At 41.1% G+C, this 18,582-nt stretch carries 20 protein-coding genes; 15 read left to right on the top strand and 5 right to left on the bottom strand.

The window, feature by feature from the left end; genetic code table 11:
- Position 1: 1 nt before the first annotated feature.
- The 3 genes from BLV90_RS14105 (at position 2) to BLV90_RS14095 (ending at position 2,446) form a co-directional block, all read left to right on the top strand.
- Positions 2 to 751 carry a phosphoadenylyl-sulfate reductase gene (locus BLV90_RS14105; protein ID WP_091742461.1) on the top strand — a complete coding sequence of 250 codons (750 nt, stop codon included), beginning with the start codon at positions 2 to 4 and terminating at the stop codon, positions 749 to 751.
- A 34-nt stretch (positions 752 to 785) separates the two neighbouring features.
- Positions 786 to 1,937 carry a sulfate adenylyltransferase gene (sat, locus tag BLV90_RS14100; RefSeq protein WP_091742458.1) on the top strand — a complete coding sequence of 384 codons (1,152 nt, stop codon included), beginning with the start codon at positions 786 to 788 and terminating at the stop codon, positions 1,935 to 1,937.
- A 209-nt stretch (positions 1,938 to 2,146) separates the two neighbouring features.
- On the top strand, positions 2,147 to 2,446 hold the full coding sequence (locus BLV90_RS14095) for a DUF4870 domain-containing protein (RefSeq protein ID WP_342707328.1): 300 nt from the start codon (positions 2,147 to 2,149) through the stop codon (positions 2,444 to 2,446).
- Positions 2,447 to 2,503: 57 nt separating this feature from the next.
- Here the strand turns inward: BLV90_RS14095 and BLV90_RS14090 are convergent, their stop codons facing one another.
- Positions 2,504 to 3,625 (bottom strand): cation:proton antiporter, encoded by a 1,122-nt coding sequence (locus tag BLV90_RS14090; protein ID WP_177168086.1) that lies wholly within the window; start codon positions 3,623 to 3,625, stop codon positions 2,504 to 2,506.
- A gap of 412 nt (positions 3,626 to 4,037) precedes the next feature.
- Here BLV90_RS14090 and BLV90_RS14085 point away from each other — a divergent pair, with 412 nt between their 5' ends.
- Together BLV90_RS14085 and BLV90_RS16885 are read left to right on the top strand one after the other, a co-directional pair.
- Positions 4,038 to 4,559, top strand: a complete 522-nt coding sequence (locus BLV90_RS14085; protein ID WP_091742451.1) for an NADPH-dependent FMN reductase — start codon at positions 4,038 to 4,040, stop codon at positions 4,557 to 4,559.
- Between the two features lie 82 nt (positions 4,560 to 4,641).
- Entirely contained in the window at positions 4,642 to 4,929 is a 288-nt protein-coding gene (locus BLV90_RS16885) for an NAD(P)-binding protein (protein WP_143035068.1), read from the top strand.
- Here the strand turns inward: BLV90_RS16885 and BLV90_RS14080 are convergent.
- The 3 genes from BLV90_RS14080 to BLV90_RS14070 form a co-directional block, all read right to left on the bottom strand.
- Positions 4,818 to 5,051, bottom strand: a complete 234-nt coding sequence (locus BLV90_RS14080; protein WP_091742448.1) for a hypothetical protein — start codon at positions 5,049 to 5,051, stop codon at positions 4,818 to 4,820. The two genes, BLV90_RS16885 and BLV90_RS14080, sit on opposite strands and share 112 nt — an antisense overlap.
- 130 nt (positions 5,052 to 5,181) lie before the next feature.
- Complete coding sequence (locus tag BLV90_RS14075; RefSeq protein ID WP_091742445.1) at positions 5,182 to 6,246, bottom strand: alkene reductase; 1,065 nt, start codon at positions 6,244 to 6,246, stop codon at positions 5,182 to 5,184.
- Positions 6,247 to 6,766: 520 nt separating this feature from the next.
- The gene (locus BLV90_RS14070) at positions 6,767 to 8,194 is read right to left on the bottom strand and encodes an MDR family MFS transporter (protein WP_091742442.1); all 1,428 of its coding nucleotides are present in this window, start codon (positions 8,192 to 8,194) and stop codon (positions 6,767 to 6,769) included.
- Between the two features lie 260 nt (positions 8,195 to 8,454).
- On the opposite strand from BLV90_RS14070, the gene vanR reads away from it, so the two are divergent.
- From vanR to BLV90_RS16315, 5 genes are all read left to right on the top strand, one after another.
- The gene (gene vanR, locus BLV90_RS14065; protein ID WP_091742548.1) at positions 8,455 to 9,159 is read left to right on the top strand and encodes a VanR-ABDEGLN family response regulator transcription factor; all 705 of its coding nucleotides are present in this window, start codon (positions 8,455 to 8,457) and stop codon (positions 9,157 to 9,159) included.
- A gap of 22 nt (positions 9,160 to 9,181) precedes the next feature.
- Positions 9,182 to 10,240, top strand: a complete 1,059-nt coding sequence (locus BLV90_RS14060; protein WP_091742546.1) for a sensor histidine kinase — start codon at positions 9,182 to 9,184, stop codon at positions 10,238 to 10,240.
- Positions 10,241 to 10,378: 138 nt separating this feature from the next.
- Positions 10,379 to 11,140, top strand: coding sequence for an ABC transporter ATP-binding protein (locus tag BLV90_RS14055; protein WP_091742439.1), 762 nt, complete (start codon positions 10,379 to 10,381; stop codon positions 11,138 to 11,140).
- Positions 11,137 to 13,059, top strand: a complete 1,923-nt coding sequence (locus BLV90_RS14050; protein ID WP_091742436.1) for an ABC transporter permease — start codon at positions 11,137 to 11,139, stop codon at positions 13,057 to 13,059. Before BLV90_RS14055 ends, BLV90_RS14050 begins: the two co-directional genes overlap by 4 nt.
- A 15-nt stretch (positions 13,060 to 13,074) precedes the next feature.
- On the top strand, positions 13,075 to 13,233 hold the full coding sequence (locus tag BLV90_RS16315) for a hypothetical protein (protein WP_177168085.1): 159 nt from the start codon (positions 13,075 to 13,077) through the stop codon (positions 13,231 to 13,233).
- A 168-nt stretch (positions 13,234 to 13,401) separates the two neighbouring features.
- Here BLV90_RS16315 and BLV90_RS14045 read toward each other — a convergent pair whose 3' ends face one another.
- Positions 13,402 to 14,271 carry a trypsin-like serine peptidase gene (locus BLV90_RS14045; protein WP_091742433.1) on the bottom strand — a complete coding sequence of 290 codons (870 nt, stop codon included), beginning with the start codon at positions 14,269 to 14,271 and terminating at the stop codon, positions 13,402 to 13,404.
- Positions 14,272 to 14,320: 49 nt separating this feature from the next.
- Here BLV90_RS14045 and BLV90_RS14040 point away from each other — a divergent pair, with 49 nt between their 5' ends.
- The 5 genes from BLV90_RS14040 (at position 14,321) to BLV90_RS14020 (ending at position 18,387) form a co-directional block, all read left to right on the top strand.
- A complete protein-coding gene (locus tag BLV90_RS14040; RefSeq protein ID WP_091742430.1) occupies positions 14,321 to 15,619 on the top strand; it encodes an MFS transporter in 1,299 nt (432 codons plus the stop codon).
- A gap of 185 nt (positions 15,620 to 15,804) precedes the next feature.
- Positions 15,805 to 16,068 (top strand): hypothetical protein, encoded by a 264-nt coding sequence (locus BLV90_RS14035; protein ID WP_245726371.1) that lies wholly within the window; start codon positions 15,805 to 15,807, stop codon positions 16,066 to 16,068.
- Between the two features lie 125 nt (positions 16,069 to 16,193).
- On the top strand, positions 16,194 to 17,186 hold the full coding sequence (locus tag BLV90_RS14030; protein WP_091742424.1) for an MFS transporter: 993 nt from the start codon (positions 16,194 to 16,196) through the stop codon (positions 17,184 to 17,186).
- 206 nt (positions 17,187 to 17,392) lie between these two features.
- Positions 17,393 to 17,746 (top strand): cupin domain-containing protein, encoded by a 354-nt coding sequence (locus BLV90_RS14025; protein WP_091742421.1) that lies wholly within the window; start codon positions 17,393 to 17,395, stop codon positions 17,744 to 17,746.
- Positions 17,747 to 17,886: 140 nt separating this feature from the next.
- Complete coding sequence (locus tag BLV90_RS14020) at positions 17,887 to 18,387, top strand: NUDIX domain-containing protein (RefSeq protein ID WP_091742418.1); 501 nt, start codon at positions 17,887 to 17,889, stop codon at positions 18,385 to 18,387.
- The last annotated feature ends 195 nt before the right edge of the window (positions 18,388 to 18,582 follow it).

Genomic DNA, 18,582 nt, shown 5'->3' with positions numbered 1-18,582 from the left:
GATGGTAAATCAGAGTAATTCCGGACAAGAGGATAAAGGGAACGGATGGAATGAGGAGAAAGTTCGCCGTGTCGTTGCTACTTTAGATGAACGAGATCCTGATCAGATTCTCTCATGGGCTGTACAGGAATTTGGTAAGGGAGTAGCTCTTGCCTGTAGTTTTGGTTTTGAGGATGTTTCCTTGGTACATCGGCTGACTCGCATAGATAATGAGCCAACGATATTTTACTTAGATACGGATCTCTTGTTTAAGGAGACACATGAGACCCGTGATCAATTAATAAAAGCGTATGATATTTCCTTTACTCGCGTAGAACCTGCCTATACGTTATCGAAGCAGGCAGAATTGTGGGGAGACGAACTATGGAAGAGAGAACCTGATCAGTGTTGTTTTATACGTAAGGTGGAGCCCCTACGCCGCTTTCTTGCTGGACGGGATGCGTGGATTACAGGGATTCGTCGAGACCAAGCACCGAGTCGGGCAAATGCAGAAGTAGTTGAGTGGGACAGCCAATTTGGTTTGGTTAAAATCAATCCCCTTGCATATCATTCAGCAGAGGATGTATGGGAATATATTCATCAGTATCAAGTCCCTTATAATCCATTGCATGAAAAACACTATCCCAGCATTGGCTGTATACCCTGTACACGGTCGGTGGCGACTGGTGAAGATTCACGTGCTGGAAGGTGGGCGAGCTTTGGTAAGACGGAGTGTGGGCTTCATCAAGGTAAGGAAAGTGCAAATGACTAGCTAGGCTGAAAAATCATTTACTGGGGGATGAGCAATGGTCTCCGTGCCTCATGGAGGAGTGTTAATCAATCGTCAATGCAACGAGATGGAGCAAAAAGAAGAGCAACGGCGGGCCAATTCATTACCCGCGGTCTCGCTATCTTTACGGAGTATATCGGATATAGAGTGCATCGGAACGGGAGTTTTTTCTCCCTTAAAAGGTTTTATGAATCAGGAAAATTATCTATCGGTTCGAGATTCGATGCGTCTTTCTGATGGGACGATCTGGAGCCTTCCGATTACGCTTCCGGTGACAGAGGAAGAATTACAGACAGTAAAGATAGGAAAGGAAGTGGCCTTGAAGGGTCCAGATGGAGTGATCTATGGATTGCTTCATGTGGAGAGCATCTATCAGATTGATCCCCTTAAAGAGGCGTCGGAGGTGTTTCGTACCCAGAACGAGGCCCACCCCGGGGTTTCCTATCTCTTAGCCACTTCTCCTTGGGTAGTAGGGGGGCCGATAAGGTATTTTGGAGCGACTAGAAGACATGGTTCCTTCGCTCGCTACTACACCACTCCACAGCAAAGCCGGCAAATTTTTGCCGATAGGGGATGGGAAAGGGTCGTTGGTTTTCAAACGAGAAATCCAGTTCATCGCGCCCATGAATATATTCAAAAATCGGCATTAGAAACGGTGGATGGGTTATTTCTACATCCACTCGTTGGTGAGACCAAATCCGATGATATTCCAGCCGATGTGCGTATGAAGAGCTACGAAGCCATCCTAGCGTCCTATTATCCGAAAGAGCGGGTTTTTCTCAGCGTATTTCCTGCGGCGATGCGTTATGCGGGGCCGCGGGAAGCGGTTTTCCATGCACTTGTGCGAAAAAATTACGGATGCACTCATTTTATTGTAGGTCGTGATCATGCAGGCGTTGGGGATTACTATGGGACCTACGATGCTCAAGAGTTACTACGTACCTTTCACAGAGATGAGCTTGGAATTACACCGCTGTTTTTTGAACATAGTTTTTATTGTCGACGATGTACTGGAATGGCCTCTTATAAAACGTGTCCTCATCCAAGTGAAGATCATGTCACCCTATCAGGGACAAAAGTACGGGCAATGTTGCGGGAAGGTATTACTCCACCTCCGGAATTTTCGCGCCCTGAGGTGATTCAGGTACTTATTGACGGAATGCGTTAGCTAACTGGGAAATAACAAAGGCCGAGAGGATGCATCCCTTCGGCCGTATTATGAGCAAGGATTTTAAGGAATGCAAAATAGATTCCAGGATTTACAATTCTATAATGTGAAAGTTGAAATGATGGTTTTAAGGTGAAAAAAGAGTGGAATAAAGATTATCAAGAAAGAGAAAATTTTTTTAATCGAAGTGAAGGAGCGGGAAGCTGAGAATGAAAGTAGTTAAGATTTTAATTCATGCGAGTACGTGGTTTTTACCGATCTTATTACCTTTGGTTGTATGGCTCCTTGCAGAGGAAGATAAACTGAAGCGGCTTTCGTTGCAAGCAGTGGTATTTCATATTGTGATGACGATTTTGATAACAGTATCTGCATTTCTCTCCTTTATCTTAATTGGAATACCCTTCTTGATTGTTTTTGGAGTCATCGCATTTATCATCCCTGTTATCGGGATTGTGCGAGCACTCCAGGATCGTGAGTTTGAATATCCAATTATCAGATCCTTTATCTAAGGAAAAAAGCCTGCGACCGCAGGCTTTTTTGTGTGTAGAAAATCCTATTATATAGCTCTAAAACACTTTTTTCAAAAAAGGTGGCGTGATCAATGTAGTTAGGATAACAACAATAATCATCGTGGTATAAAATTGCGGTGCCAATAGCCCTTTTTCCAAACCAAGGGCGGCGATAATCAGAGCGACTTCTCCACGGGAGATCATTCCAGCTCCAATACTGATGGAGGAAGGAAGGGGAAAACCAGTCAACCGTGCGCCTAAACCACTCCCGATCAGTTTTGTGATGACGGCTAGCAAAGTAAGTCCTAGAATAAGCCCAATTTGATTTTCTAGCCCTTTAAAAGTGACCGAAAGACCGATACTTACAAAAAAGACAGGAACAAAAATGGAGTAAGCGATGGGCTCTAATTTCTGCTCGACCTCTTGCTTATAAGGTGTTTGAGCGATGGCGATACCAGCGATAAATGCTCCAATAATTCCTGCTACCCCCATTTTCTCCGAAAAATAAGCAAATCCAAAACAGATGATGAGGCCCGTACTGATGACAGCCTCCGATACGCGTAGAGAGACTAGCCAGCGCATGAGCATTGGGACCACTTTCCAACCCAAGAAGATAGCGAGAAGGAAAAACGCGATTTTCTGCCCAATAATCCACCCTATGTTTACATCGCTTGCGCCAGTAAAACTCATCAAAATAGCGAGCAGGACGACGACTAGGATATCATCGACGATGGCAGCTCCTAGAATCGTGATACTTTCCTTCGATTGGAGTTTGCCCATATCCCGTAGGGTTTGCACAGTGATGCTTACCGATGTTGCTGATAACAAAAGTCCTAAAAATAGAGCAGACGTATCGGAAATACCAAGGGCCTTACCTGCTAGGTAACCACCCAATAAGGGCAGGATGATTCCTCCTATAGCTACAGCAACAGAAGAGCGTCGATTCCGATTTAATTCCTTGATGTCTGTTTCCAAACCAGCGATAAACATCAGAAGTAAGACGCCGATCTCGCTTAGTTGTTCGATGGATTCAGAGTCTTTGATCCAACCAAGTAGAGCAGGACCAATGATGATGCCGACCATTAACTTTCCCAAGACAGAAGGTTGCCCAAGTCGGACACTGAGATCTCCTGCTAGTTTAGTACTGAGAAGGATAATGAGTAATTTGAAGAATAGCATGATGTACACCCTCCTTGGTTAGGGCCTCTTAGCCCTAAAAAAACACAAAAAGAGCCCTTGGTGACAGGCTCCTCCGAAAAAGCGTAACATATTCACTTAACACCATTATGCCTGAAAAAAAGTTAAAGGACAAGATCCCGGCGTCCTTGCTAAAAAGAAATGGTGGGGAAGAATATTTACTGTTTTTGTGCCATAACTGGGATGATCGATGATTTTGGTTTCAGTTTAATGGTTAATTATTCAATACAATTTATTATATACTATATAAATTTATATTAGATACTCTAATGAATAGAGTTCTTGGGGTAATTTAACTGTGAGAGTAAATTGTAATATATCACGAGATATACTAATATGATAGGTACAATACAAATTAAATATAGGGTTTTATTATTTATAGGAGTGGATATCTTTGGCTAAAGTTGTATTGATCAATGGTAGTATGAACCCTGAATCAGTAACAAAACGAATCCTTCAACTATTTGCGGAACTATTACAAAAAGAAGGTCATGAAACAGAGCTTATTTGTGTAGCAGAAACCAATTTCCCATTATTTAGTTTTACAGTGCCGAGGACGGAGGAGATGAATAAGGTTACAGAACAAATTAAAGAAGCAGACGCAATAATTGTTGGTTCGCCAGAGTATCATGGAGGCTATACAGGAGCACTTAAGAATTTATTAGATTATCAAGATGGAACGATTTTTAAGGGCAAGCCCATTGCATTACTTGCTGTAACAGGTGGCCTAAAATCAGGAACTTTGACATTGGTGAGCTTACGTCAAATTTTCCGTACACTACACGCCAATGTAATTCCAGAGGAATTGGCCGTTTCTAGCACCCATGAGTTGGATCAAAACGGTCAACTAAACGAGAATTGTTCCAATCGAGTGCTTGGCGTGATTGACGGACTTCGGCGCGAATGGAATCGCTAAAACTTCAAAAATAAAGAACCTTCCTGAGCGATTAAAGTATGGGGTTGCTCCTCGTAAAAAGTCATCAGGAGAGGATGCGAAGATGGATAAGACGACGGAGACCCATACACTAATCATTGGTGCGGGTCAAGCCGGTTTGGCAATGGGCTATCACCTACGAAGACGGCAGATTCCATTTTTACTGTTGGAATCTCATTCCCGATGGGGTGAATCCTGGCGCAATCGATATGAATCCTTGGTGCTATTCACATCCAGATGCTATATGCAGTGTAGTTCTTCTTCCATGGTTGTGGGACGTTGTGACCGGGGTCTTCCCTTTCCTTTTTTCTTTCCTCGTTTTTCTTCAAGCCCTGCCTTGCTTCCTTGCTGATAGCGTTGGACCCAACGCTCCACTTTTTTGGCTATCCTTTTATATCCTAAACCCTTGTGTAAGTATAAATCGACGGCTTTTTCTTTAAACTCCACCGAATACGTTTTTCGCTGTTCCCCCATGAAAAATCCCCTCCAAGTAAACTGTAGTGCTCTGCTTAAGCACTGTCTACTCAAAGGGGACAATATCATGCTTGGGTCCTCTGTTTTTATAGATAGGGGATGCTCATGATCTAATTGCAAAAAGCATCTTTTAGACTAGGGTGAGAAGATGTTGATTTGGATCGAAGGTTTCTAAGGAAGTATCTGTCTTTAATCGCTGAATGTAATCGGGGTTTGCGATTAACGGACGACCGATAGCCGCCAGGTCGATGGTTCCTTCATTAAGTGCCGCCTCAGCCGTTCCAGGGTCTAAATCACCCACCCCGATGATAGTCCCATCCCAATATTTACGTACCAACTGATGCATGGTTTTCCCATCGGCCAGTACTTGGGTAAAGTATCTGGTAGATGGATGAATCAAGGTTGTCCCTGTTTCGCGGAAAGCTTCAATAAAAGTGCGAATGGCAGCCTCGGGATCTTTCCACATGTAATCTATGTTATCTCCTTTAAAAGCAGAGAAACGAATCACGGTACGATCCGAGCCTACTGCATCGATGACTGCCCGTAGAACTTCCTTCATAAAGGTGAGTCGCTGGGCGAGGTCACCACCATATTCATCGGATCGGTTATTGGAGATGTCTGAGTTAAATTGATCGATCAAGTAGCCGTGAGCTCCATGAATTTCTACACCATCAAATCCGGCTTTGATTGCATTTTTAGCTGCTTGGGCGAACTGACCTACTACTTCACGAATATCTTTTTTGCTCATCTCTTCCGGCTGCTCATAGGGCTTGCGGAAACGAGGAATTTGCCCCTCTGCCTGGATCGCCGAGGCTGACTGAGGCGCTTGCCCTCCGGTTAACTCATGATGGGATAAGCGTCCCACATGCCAGATCTGAGCAATGATCGTACCGCCCTCTTGATGAACGGCTTCGGTAACAGGCTTCCAGGCTTCGATTTGTTCTTCTGAATAAATACCTGGTACCCCTGGGTTTCCTTTGGCACGAGGACTGATTACGATGCCTTCCGAGATGATGAGTCCGATGCCGTCTTGTGCACGTTTACGATAATATTCCACCACATCGGGTCCAACGACACCTGTAGTAGGATCAGCGAAGCTGCGGGTCATAGGAGCCATCGCGATTTGTGAGCGCAGGTTCCAAGCACCGATCTGAGTAGGTTCAAACAGTTTCTGAAAGGTTGTGTTGGTCGTCATCGTTCATTCTCCTCTCGTTTAATTTGCAAGCCGATCCATTTATCCATCGTTTTCAGACAAGCATGTAGTTCACATTGCTAGCAATCACCTGCCTGCAACTATTGTGGATAATGAATATCTACAATAACCTTAAATGGTATAAAATTAATTGTCAAGGGATTTTTCGAGAAGAGTTAAGGAGATTCTCGTTAATAGTAATACCATCTTTATCCATGTATTTTAAGCGCTTCATATCCATATATGCTCGATTCTGTGCGATACGGTTTCTTGGTTATAGGATTAAAAAGATTGAAAAGCAGATTACTATGTTCAAAAAAATTCTCCTTGGTGTTTTGTTTTGAAGTTGGGTCTTCAAAACAAAACACCAAGGAGAATTTCCTCTTAATCCTTGGCTCATCGCTTAGCTTTCATTCAATTCATTTACCTTTTTGGTTATGGAATTTATATACTTTTAAGAGTATTAATTACAGAATGATATACTATTCTCTTATCGAATTGAAGAATGCTTTCAAATCTCTCTCTAAGCTTGGTCAAAATCTGGTGCAATTGCCTTTTTGATAAAGAGTGCAATAATGAAAGCTGTACCACACAAGGCTAATGCAAACCAATAGGAAAAATGTACACCATATGTCATTGCTTCATTCATCAGCTTTTCAGTAACGGGCTCTGATTTTCCTTCTAAGAAAGTTGTCCGACCATGGCTCATAATACTTACAAATACCGAAACGCCCAAGGCACCTCCAATTGGTTGTAATGTATTCGCAATCGCTGTCCCATGAGGATATAAATTCTTTGGCAATTCATTTAATGCATTGGTTTGGGCTGGCATCGCAATTGCAGAAATAGAGACCATTAACGCGATATAGGCAATGATGAACGACCATATGGGCAGTGAAGGAGAGATGTTGCTAAAGAAAAACATCACGCCTACTAATACGAGGGTCCCAGGAATGATCAGCTTCCTGGGGCCAAATTTGTCAAATAACGTTCCCATCACAGGTGATAGCAGACCGTTTAACAACGCTCCGGGTAGGAGCAATAAACCAGCGACCTTTGCAGAATAGCCAAGAGGTCCTTGTAAATACATGGGCATCACAATTTCGGAAGCAAGCATTGCCATAATGATAATGACAAAAATACTAATCCCTTTTGAATAATTTTTGTAGGTGAATACACGAACGTCCAATAATGGTTCATCTAGTTTCAATTGACGGAGTACGAATAACAATAAACTGATTAAACCGATCAAAACAATAGAAAAGCTCGAGATGGACATAAACCCTTCCGGATTTTTCCCTGCACTGCTAAATCCATAAACAATGCCTCCAATCCCGATTGTAGATAAAATGATCGATAGGATATCCACACGAGGACGGGTGACTTCTCCAATGTTTTGCAAGAACCTCAAAGCAAATAGTATGGAAAAGATCGCAAAAGGAATCACGATGATAAATAACCATCGCCAGCCTAACAGGTCAACGATTACCCCTGATAGAGTAGGCCCGATTGCAGGAGCAAACATGATAACCAATCCAAATGTCCCCATCACTTTTCCACGAACCTCAGGTCGATAAATAAGAAGTAATGTATTCATAATGGTAGGGATCAATAACCCCGTACCGACTGCTTGTATCATACGCCCGGCCAACAACATGGGAAAGTTTACTGCACAAGCAGCAATCAATGTTCCCAATAAAAAAACCGTCATCACACCTGTAAACATTTGTCTTGTTGTGAACCACTGAATTAATACGGCAGAAATAGGCATTAAAATACCCATCACAAGCATAAATCCAGTTGCCAACCATTGGACGGTCGTAGCATCGACGTTGAATACAACCATTAACTTAGTTAAGGCAATATTGAGTAAGGTTTCATTCAATATTGCAAAGAATGCCCCGATCATGAAAGTGATTAATATCGCTTTAGTATTGATCTTCGTTTCCATAAGTACCTCCAGTATTTCACCATAAACAATTCGTCTGGCAATTGCATCAGCTACCGATTAAGGGCATCACCTATTTATTATACTTTAAATGCGTTGCACTCTTTATACTACAAAAATAGGAATCCCATTTTTGTTGGACAATATAAGGGGTAGGGAGAGGAGAGCAATTTATTATTGCAGTACATTGGATTTAATGATACATATGGAACGAACATATGGGATACTTGGAAACCTTCCGAGAAAGAATGTGAGAAATGATTATGAGTGCGAAAATTTTAATTGTAGACGATGAAAGAGATATTGCAGATCTTTTGGAAGTTTACTTAAAAAATGATGGTTTTACTGTATATAAGTTTTATTGCGGAACCGAGGCATTACAATGCATTGAACAGACGGAAATGGATTTAGCGATATTAGACGTTATGTTGCCCGATATAGATGGTTTTAAGCTTTGCAGTAAAATCCGGGAGAAGTATTTCTATCCCATCATTATGCTTACAGCCAAAATAGAGGATAGAGATAAAATAACAGGTCTTACCATCGGTGCGGATGACTATATCACCAAACCCTTTAATCCAATGGAAGTTATGGCAAGGGTCAAAACGCAGCTGCGCAGATATATGAGATATAATGAACAGACTCAAATTCATGCAGAACCAAAGGAAACAGTAGAATATGATGTTAGAGGGCTTGTCATCAATAAAGCTACACATAAATGCACCTTATATGGCGAAGAGCTGAAATTGACCCCTATCGAATTCTCGATTCTCTGGTTTTTGTGTGAGCGTCAAGGAAATGTGGTTCCATCCGAAATACTTTTTGAAGCGGTATGGGGAGAAAAGTTCATGGATAACAATAATACGGTTATGGCACATATCGGAAGACTGCGTGAAAAGCTACATGAACCAGCGCGAAAGCCGAAATTCATAAAAACAGTGTGGGGAGTAGGTTATCAAGTTGAATAAGAAGGAAATAAAAAAACGTCTGATGAGGCGTATACTGTTACGCTTCCTGATTTCCGTAACCATAAGTTTCGCCCTTATTGCAGGGGGTGCTTTTGTCATTGTATGGTCTTACAGTCAGATCCCTTGGTCAGTGAATAGCATGCTTTTTAAGATATTAGATTGGATTAGAAATTATATTCTGTTCATAGTAGTAGTTTCCTGTACTTTGAGTATCTTGATCATTCTTTACGTGCAATGGAAGCAGCTTATATCCTACTTGGTAGAAGTAGTCGGGGCAGTAGAGATACTCGGTGAGGACAAAAACAAGATGGTGGAATTACCCTCCATCCTGAAAGAAACGCAGGATCAGTTCAATCAAGTCAGAAATAAAATAAAAGACAAGGAAATCGCTGCCCGTGAAGCAGAACAGCGAAAAAATGATTTAGTTGTTTATCTTGCACATGATTTAAAAACACCGATTTCCTCCATTATGGGATATTTGATGCTACTTAGGGATGAAAAACATATTTCCCAGGAGATGCATGACCGATATATGGCGGTGGCGCTCAACAATGCGGAACGACTGGATGATTTAATCAATGAGTTTTTTGAAATCACACGCTTCAATTTATCCCATATAACGCTGGAGTATAGCAGAATCAATCTGAAACGGTTGCTGGAACAACTGGTGTTTGAATTTCAGCCGATGCTATCGGAAAAGAATCTCCTATGCAGTTTAGATATGCCGACGGATATGGAGCTGCAATGCGATGCTGACAAAATGCAAAGGGTTTTTGATAATTTGATTCGTAACGCCATCAACTACAGCTTTGAAAATAGTGAGATTCAAATTGTTACAGCTGTTTCGGATACTAGGGTTACCATTAATTTCGTGAACAGCGGCAATACGATTCCAGCAGAAAAACTTGAACGTATCTTTGAGCAATTCTATCGACTGGATTCTTCACGCTCCTCTCGTACCGGTGGTGTGGGACTCGGACTTGCCATCGCAAAAGAAATCGTAGAATTGCATCACGGCCGCATTGTTGCATCCAGTCATGACAATACGATCTGCTTTGCAGTGGAGCTACCCCTTTCGTAGGAAATTCGTAAGAATTTCCGTATAGAAGCATCAGGTTTCCGTGAAGAACAGCGGATAAATAACACCTTTGCCTTCGAGTATGATTGGTATCGAAGCAAGGGTGTTTTGTTTTGGAAAGCAATTAAAGGAGGAGCATAAATGACGATTTTAGAGGTGAAAAGCCTGAAAAAAATATACAAAACAAGATTTAGAGGTAACCAAGTTGAGGCTTTGTCAAATATCTCTTTTTCTGTTGATCAGGGCGAGTTTATTGCCATTATGGGAGAGTCTGGATCGGGTAAAACCACCCTGTTAAACATCATGGCTTCCCTGGACAGTCCCTCAGAGGGATCGGTTTTATTGAATGGAAAGAGCTATGCGGACATCAGAGAGGATGAGTTATCCTCCTTTCGGCGGGATAATCTTGGCTTTGTCTTTCAAGACTTCAATCTGCTGGACAATTTAAACATCAAGGATAACATTCTACTACCCCTGGTATTGTCTAACTGCTCCAGAAAAGTGATGAAAGAAAGGCTATTTCCCCTTGTACGGAAATTAGGTATTGAGAATCTAATGAGGAAATTTCCTTATGAGGTTTCCGGTGGTCAAAAGCAACGAACGGCAGTAGCACGTTCCTTGATTACCTCCCCAAGTTTAATCTTGGCTGATGAACCGACCGGTGCGCTAGATTCCCATTCTTCCGAAGAGCTTTTGAAACTTTTTTCTGAATTAAACAGAGAAGGGCAAACCATCATGATGGTGACCCATAGTGTGCAGGCAGCAGGGTGCGCCAATCGAGTTCTTTTTATTAAGGACGGCAAAATCATCTGTGAGGTTTCTAAGCACTCTCCAAATGAAGATATAACACAAAAAATATTCAGCGTCCTCTCCGCTATCTCGACCGCGAGGGAAACATCATGAATAAACAACTCTATCGAAAATTGGCGTTAACCAATTTGAAGAAAAACGCATCGATGATGCTACCCTATCTGATCACCTGTATTATTGTCGTTTCATTTTATTATATAGTCAGTAGTCTTAGCATGAATACGCAGTTGAAAACCGTGTCGAGTGGAAATTTTATCGTTGACGTGATGAAGTTTGGCAGTCTTTTGTTTGCAGCACTTTCTGTTCTTTTTCTGCTTTATACGAACAGCTTTATCATGAAGCGCCGCAAAAAAGAGCTAGGGCTTTATCACATTCTCGGCCTGGAGAAAAAGCATATTCGCAAAGTACTGACCTGGGAAAGTGCTATCACCTCTTTTTGCTCGATTGCAAGCGGCCTGATTATTGGAGTAGTCGCCAATCAATTCGTAACAGCGATATTATCTAAAATGATCGGCACCAAGCTTCCATTTTCGGGTGCAATATCAGGACCAGCCGTAGTAAAGACAATCATCACCTTTGTCATAATTTTTTTGCTGAGTTTCCTATATAATTTGCGTCAAATTCATGTTGCCAATCCTGTGGAACTTTTAAAGGGCGGGCAACTTGGTGAAAAAGAGCCGAAAGCAAAAGGGCTTTTGGCAGGTTTGGGTTTGGGACTTCTTCTGTGCGGATACACACTTTCGTTTTTAGTAAACAATCCGGAAAAAGACAGCAATATGATGCTCGGTGCCGTTGTCTGTGTATTGGTTGCAACGTACTTGTTATTTATCGCTGTCAGCATCCAAGTATTAAAATTGCTACAACAAAACGAGCACTTTTATTATAAGTCCAAGAATTTCACCTTGATATCTGGCATGTTATATCGAATGAAACAAAATGCCCTAGGACTTTCAAATATTTGTATTCTCAGTACGGCTACACTTTTGATTATGACAACGACAGTTTCTCTTTATTTTGGCATTAACAATACGGTTGCTAACGAACTCGACCATGATATTTCAATCAACGCACCGGTAGCTGATAAAGATAAGGTATCCAAATTATTTAAATCTATCGATAAAAATATAAATAAGCATTCACTTAAAAGGAAAAACGTTCTGAAATACACCGGAGGAAAATTTGCTGAGGACTTGGATGCAGATGGAAAATTTGAGATGTTCTTTTTAATGCGGCTCAAAGAGTATAACCACCTGACAAGGCAAAACATGAGTCTTTCTAAGGACGAGGTACTTATATTTTCAGAAGATCCTACTAAGCATTCAGACACCCTTACCCTTGGTAAGAAAAAGCTCAGTGTAAAAGAATATCTGAAAAAATTTCCGATAAAAAACAATTCAGCAGGTATTTACGGTCAGAAATGGCTGTATATCGTATCCCCGAAAGATGGTCTTTTGGCAGATAAACTCTCCCGCGAATCTAATCTGTATTATGAGTTTGATTTGACAGGAAAGGATCAGGATAAATCCAATTTTTCCTATGCTATTTCCAAAGAGGCAGAAAGGTTAGGAATACAATTCGAATCCAGATCGGGATACCATGACGATCTAATGGTGCGCTTTGGTGGGTTGTTATTTCTTGGAATGCTCATCAGTATTATTTTGTTCATGGAAACAGCACTCAGTATTTTCTATAAACAGATTTCCGAGGGGTATGACGATCAGACACGCTTCAAAATTTTGAAGAAGATCGGAATGAGTCAAAAGGAAATCCGCAATACCATCCGTAGACAGATTTTGATTGTCTTTTTCTCGCCACTGGTGATTGCCTTACTGCACTTGTGTGTTGCACTTCCACTGGTGATGAAACTGATGAAAATTGCGTTTATGGACAGTTGGGCTGTAACGTTAGGCAGCAGCGCTGTTTCTGCAACAGTGTTCATACTCATTTACGGTGCGGTTTTTCTTTTAACAGAACGGACATATCGAAAAATTGTAGCACCTTCTAAGCAGTGAAAGGAGTGTATTAATATGAAAATAAAGGAAAAAAGTTCTGTCAGATTGATTACTTTGAAAAAAGGCGTAGGGAAGAAGATACTCATCCGTACAGGTTTGTCGATCATCAGAGGAGAGCATGTGGGTGCTATTGACGAGGATATAGTTCGCTCCAACTTAGCTGAGGGCGATTAGGTAGCGTTCGGGCTAATAAAAAAAGGAACCGTTCCCGAGACAAAAAGTGGGCGGGTTCCTTCTATGCATACTGTGTTCTTCCTTACTATATAGTGAAAGCTTTTTCATAGAGTATTAGATTTTGAGAAAAGAGACATCTGATCTGGGTCAGATGTCTCTTTCTCGTTATTAGTGGTCTTTCCAATACATGAGGTTGTTGAAGACATCTTCGTTAATGCGTATTCCCTGATTATAGGGATTTCCGCCATCGGTATGAATAGCAATGCTGTGGTTGTTTTTTTGATAGACAGGAGAACCACTTTGGCCATTCGTGTCATTGGTGTAGTATAATTTCTTATCATTGACTTGGCGAATTTTATCACTTTGGCGCCATTGGGTACCGTAGTCTTTGTCCCTAGGATATCCACTCATCGTTTCCCCTGAACCAATACGAGTGACGGTTTTCCAGTTGAGGCCGAACCAACCGGTTTTGTTTCCGATATCGGAATTGATCTTGATGGCTGCGTAGTCATAGTTGGTATCTTTATTGGTAATCCAACCCTCTACAGAGTGAAAGGATTTAGATTTCACGGTACCAAAAGGAGCATTGTTTCTATCTCTACCAGGGGTGATAGTTGCCCCGGTTGCCCACTTGTCGGTGTCTATGTTGTAGACACAGTGGCCAGCGGTGACGATGGTATCTGCGTTAATAAACCAACCTGTGCAATCGCCGATATCACTAGAGATTTGCACAATGGCACTGTAGGGAAAGGAGGTTGTACGGTTGACACGAACGCGGTCATCGGAGCCGATAATCGACTTGACTCCGATAAAGGGAAGATTATTTTTTACTTCAGCTCTTTTGGTGACAGTGGATGGTTGCTTGGTAACGGTCTCACCAGTTCCTTTGTAACTGGAGGTAGTAGCACCATCCCGTTTCCTGCTGTTGCTAGAAGGTTTGGTTGGTGCAGTAATCGTACCCTCATTAGAGACCATGGTGTATGGTGACAGTTTAGACTTAGATGCTGGAGTAGCTTCTGCACTGGAGAGTCCTATCAATACTTACTTGCTGTATTAGCATCAATTTATCATTAAGGGAGGTAGCTGATTGAACGGATTATTACGGAGGAAAATGCCCTTTACAGAATACGGTCCTGTATGGAGGGTCAGTAAATTTAGGAGACTTGCCTTCTCAGAAGCATTTTCCAATCTAGGTAATATGGCACAAGGAATTGCGCTTGCAGCCTATATATACATGCTATCTCAGTCTGTGGGGATGTACAGTGCGTTTCTGTTGATTCGTTTTGCTCCTCAATTTGTTCTAGTCTCTTTTGTAGGGAAGATTGTAGATCGATACTCCCGTCGCTATACGACGACAATTATCAACATATTATTGGGATTAATTTCTATAGTAATGGCATTTTTTTCGGGAAATATAGCTGTAATTATGGTGATGGCGCTATTGGCTGGTGTGGTGGAACTGCCATATCTTCCAGCGCTTTCGTCAAGCGTACCATCCTTAGTTCGTAAGAATCATTTGTCACTAGCTAATGGACTGCTAGGTGTGTTTAGTGGACTTGCCAGAATCATAGGTGCTGGTATAGCCGCGTTCGGATTGTTAACAGATGCTGTGGTCTGGGTGATGATCTTTAATGCCCTTACATTTTTTATCTCTGCGTTTGTTTCATGGATTTCACTACCAACCAAAAATCAAGATCTCGATCAGGAAGAAAATACAGGGGAATCAGGTAAGTCTGAGCCGAAAATTCCAGTTGGTTTTTGGGGGATCTTTCGCTATTTGCGGGGCAATCGAACCTTGAAGCTTCTAGTACTAGGATCGACTTTAATTTGGGGATGTTTAAGTTTATCTGATGTATTACTTGTACCGGTATTGTCAGCAGAGGTTAGTGGAGGTGAGAAATACTATGGAATCTATCGACTGATCGCTGCAATAGGGATGGCACTGGGCTCTTACTTTTCAGATAAATGGCATAAATGGTTTGCTACAGAGCGACTTCTATCGTACGGATATGCAGCACCATTATTGGTTGTTGCAGTGGGTACAATCGGGTTAGCATTTTGGCCGATGACGTTTGGACTTGTGTTTTATTTGTTACTTTGGGTGGCGTTGATGTTACCTGCAAATTTACTGGCTGTTGAGCTCCAGCACACGCCAAATGCATTTCGTGGCCGAGTAATGGTAGTGGCTGATGCTGTAGATGGATTTTTATTTATTGTACTAATGGTGGTAGTGCCACAATGGGTGCGATTTGCTAACGTTCAAAATTTGCTCTGGTTGACTGCGTTACCCTTTGCTTTCATTTCGTTAGTGTGGACGTTCGATTGGGTTCGGAATGGACGCAGCAGTCGACATCGAGAAAGCATAGGTAGAGGTGAGGTATCGTGATTCAATTTCAAACCACGAGGTGAGAAGGAGTTGCGGCGGGCACGCCTAGGGCTTCTCCGATGTTTTTTGAAGAGTACTACTCTGGATAGTGAAAAATTGTTTCCTGTTTTGGATTTATTACTCAAATATTTTTAAGAAGTATGTTAGAATAATTAAAAAATATTACATAGTAGGAGTTGAATATGATGGAGGATCAACAAAATCCCAATGTAGTTGTCGCTGTTCAAACAAAGAGTATGGGACTTTCTCTAATACTAACTTTTTTCTTTGGTCCACTTGGAATGCTTTACTCCACCATATTAGGTGGGATCATTATGTTTTTTGTGGAGGTTTTTGTTGGCTTATTTACTTTTGGGTTTGGCTTACTTCTCACTCATCCTATTTGTATGATTTGGGGAGCGGTTGCTACAAATACTTATAATGAAAAATTGTTAAAGCGGTATCAGTAAACCGGGTTTGATGGGAAACGCGATTAAAAGAAGAATATAATGTAGTAATTGAGTAGTTTAGGTGTAGAGCGCCTAAGGTTAAACCTTAGGTTCTCCACTTTTATGCAGAAGAAAGGAAGATTATAATGAAATCGGTTTTAAAAAACCGTTCATTTGTATTTATTGGTACAAGTCAATTTATACATAAAATTGGGGAATGTTTATATGATTTATTAATGCCCTTATTAGTTTTATATCTAACTGGTTCTCCGGTTTTAATGGGTACGATGTATGTAGTAGGTGAACTAGCAGAGTTTATTGTTTACATGTTTGGTGGAGTTATTGTTGATATGTATAATAGAAAGAAATTGCTTATTACAATAGCAGTTCTTCAAGCAACTCTAATAATTTTAATTCCAGTAACAGAGAGGCTCGATTTTCTGAATATATCCCTTATATTTTTAGTTTCCTTTATATTAGATATCTGTGTATGCTTGTATGGTATTGCTGACGTTTCTATTATACCCCAAATTGTAGAGAAGGAGGATCTACCTAGTGCTAACGGATTTATGCAAGTAGCATTATCTACAGGCCAAGCTTTAGGGCCTGCTATATCTGGTGGTATAATTTCTATATTCGGATTATTTGGTAGTGTGTGGATTAATTCTGGTATTTTTTTATTGCTACTTTTTACATTTTTATTCCTCCAATCATATAACAAAAAACCTAAAATAGAGAAAATAACCCCGAAGAGAATACTTTCAAACAGTTGGGAAGGCTTTTTGTTTACATATAGACAATCATTTTTGAGAAAGCTGCTTATATGGCCTATTATGTTTGGTGTAGTTATTATCTCTAGGCTCATATCACTATTTATTCAGTCAACGACAGATCCGGAACTGCTAGGTAGGGTCAATGGTGCGTCTCGGTTAATCTCAGGCGTATTGGCTCCTGTTAGTGTGTTATTAGCTGGATATATTTCTGAAATAAAAGGAACAACATCTGTTTTTATTGGGTCTGCTGCAGTTATATTTTTATCAGCAATACTAATAATGTTTAGTGAATTAAGACAGGCTTCCTGGGGTACTATTTCGCATGAGAAAAAAGTAAAGCCTAAAAGAGCAAGTGAGTCCAGGTAGAAGGTGGTATTGAGCGTTCAAGGCATATCCTCTGATATAAGGGACAGGGTAGGAAAACTATATATAGGAGATTACTCCCCTCTAGTCAAAGGGGCAATCCCTTTCGTGTTGCGACCAACTCGCACAGAACATATGTTTACGCAACGTCAATGTCTAGTGATAATAGGAAAGTACAGATCTTTTGGAGATCAAGAGGGGAGGAGAAGATGAAGTTATTAAATTTTGGGGCTGAAGATGCAAAGAAAATAACGCAGTTTGGTAGCCAGGGAATACGTATTACACCGATCATAAAACAGGGGGGATGGGTACAGACTGGGTGTATCCATTTTTCACAGAAAAGTTTACTTGGCCTCCATGTAACTCCTGGACCCCAGCTTTTTATGGTTGTTGTTGGGGAGGGGTGGGTTAGAACAAAAGATACGAAGTCCATTCCAATTCGAGCAGGGCAGGCTGCCTTTTGGTCAAGTGGAGAAGAGCATGAGTCCGGCAGTGAAACGGGAATGACTGTGCTCGTCTTTGAAGGAAAAGGTTTAGAGAAGGATTTATTGCTAAAAGGATAAATTTTAAACGTGTACATGGAAAGATGGGATTTCTTAATCCTAAACGTTTGCTAAGAATACCATAAAAGTAATATAAATATTAGAATTAAAACGTTTATCAATAAAAGTGGTAAAATTCGGCGTTTTAGGAATCGTACAGAATGAGAGGGGAGAAAGGGTTGAGTATAAGAGTCCAGGTCTCTTGTTTAGTGATGAAGGATAGCAAGATCGCCATGGTCAAGAAGAAAAATCGAAACTCATCAGTATATAACCAGTTTATACCTCCAGGGGGACATGTTGAGTTGCATGAACCATTAGAAGCTGCCTGTATCAGAGAGGTTTATGAAGAAACTGGCCTTCGCGTGGATGATTTGAACCTGTGTGGGGTTGTGTCATTTATAGCCCATACCAGTGACTATCATTCAGTCTGCTTCTTCTTTAAGACGCAAAATGTTGCTGGAGACCTTAAGGTGATGGAGCCCGAAAAATTAACCCCTCATTGGATTGACCTGGATAGTCTCCGACAAAATAATCATATTACTGATTATCACAAAGCATTTTTGCAAGAAATGATTATTGAAAACAATTACATTAATGCAATAGTCCAATGGTGTCAACTAGATAATCACATCGAATGGAGTATTAATAATGTTAACAATTAAGCATGGGAATTGATTATCTTTATACCGGATGAGTGATTTGGAAGCATCCTACGGAATGCTTTTTTCTCTATGGAAACTGAACGTAGCTAGGAGCAGAATGTTCTATTAAATGCTTCCCGTCAGTAGATGGGTACTCCCAAAATCCCACAGCGCTCAAAGGAATTTGCCCTTGGGGTGATTCAGTTGTGGGCGTGT

Origin of the sequence: Marininema mesophilum (genome assembly GCF_900106775.1) — a bacterium.
Taxonomy (GTDB): Bacteria; Bacillota; Bacilli; order Thermoactinomycetales; family DSM-45169; genus Marininema; species Marininema mesophilum.
The sequence above is the reverse complement of the archived record's forward strand: the minus strand, read 5'-3'. Positions and strand labels throughout refer to the sequence as shown.

Bases quoted from the DNA above. Each gene is read 5' to 3' on its own strand.
- BLV90_RS14020 (WP_091742418.1), top strand. From the start codon at position 17,887: ATGAGAGGGGAGAAAGGGTTGAGTATAAGAGTCCAGGTCTCTTGTTTA.
- BLV90_RS14105 (WP_091742461.1), top strand. From the start codon at position 2: ATGGTAAATCAGAGTAATTCCGGACAAGAGGATAAAGGGAACGGATGG.
- BLV90_RS14080 (WP_091742448.1), bottom strand. From the start codon at position 5,051: ATGGGGGAACAGCGAAAAACGTATTCGGTGGAGTTTAAAGAAAAAGCC.
- vanR (WP_091742548.1), top strand. From the start codon at position 8,455: ATGAGTGCGAAAATTTTAATTGTAGACGATGAAAGAGATATTGCAGAT.
- BLV90_RS14050 (WP_091742436.1), top strand. From the start codon at position 11,137: ATGAATAAACAACTCTATCGAAAATTGGCGTTAACCAATTTGAAGAAA.
- BLV90_RS16885 (WP_143035068.1), top strand. From the start codon at position 4,642: ATGGATAAGACGACGGAGACCCATACACTAATCATTGGTGCGGGTCAA.
- BLV90_RS14035 (WP_245726371.1), top strand. From the start codon at position 15,805: ATGGAGGATCAACAAAATCCCAATGTAGTTGTCGCTGTTCAAACAAAG.
- BLV90_RS14060 (WP_091742546.1), top strand. From the start codon at position 9,182: ATGAGGCGTATACTGTTACGCTTCCTGATTTCCGTAACCATAAGTTTC.
- BLV90_RS14030 (WP_091742424.1), top strand. From the start codon at position 16,194: ATGAAATCGGTTTTAAAAAACCGTTCATTTGTATTTATTGGTACAAGT.
- BLV90_RS14070 (WP_091742442.1), bottom strand. From the start codon at position 8,194: ATGGAAACGAAGATCAATACTAAAGCGATATTAATCACTTTCATGATC.
- BLV90_RS14075 (WP_091742445.1), bottom strand. From the start codon at position 6,246: ATGACGACCAACACAACCTTTCAGAAACTGTTTGAACCTACTCAGATC.
- BLV90_RS14095 (WP_342707328.1), top strand. From the start codon at position 2,147: ATGAAAGTAGTTAAGATTTTAATTCATGCGAGTACGTGGTTTTTACCG.
- BLV90_RS14025 (WP_091742421.1), top strand. From the start codon at position 17,393: ATGAAGTTATTAAATTTTGGGGCTGAAGATGCAAAGAAAATAACGCAG.
- BLV90_RS14090 (WP_177168086.1), bottom strand. From the start codon at position 3,625: ATGCTATTCTTCAAATTACTCATTATCCTTCTCAGTACTAAACTAGCA.
- BLV90_RS14055 (WP_091742439.1), top strand. From the start codon at position 10,379: ATGACGATTTTAGAGGTGAAAAGCCTGAAAAAAATATACAAAACAAGA.
- BLV90_RS16315 (WP_177168085.1), top strand. From the start codon at position 13,075: ATGAAAATAAAGGAAAAAAGTTCTGTCAGATTGATTACTTTGAAAAAA.
- sat (WP_091742458.1), top strand. From the start codon at position 786: ATGGTCTCCGTGCCTCATGGAGGAGTGTTAATCAATCGTCAATGCAAC.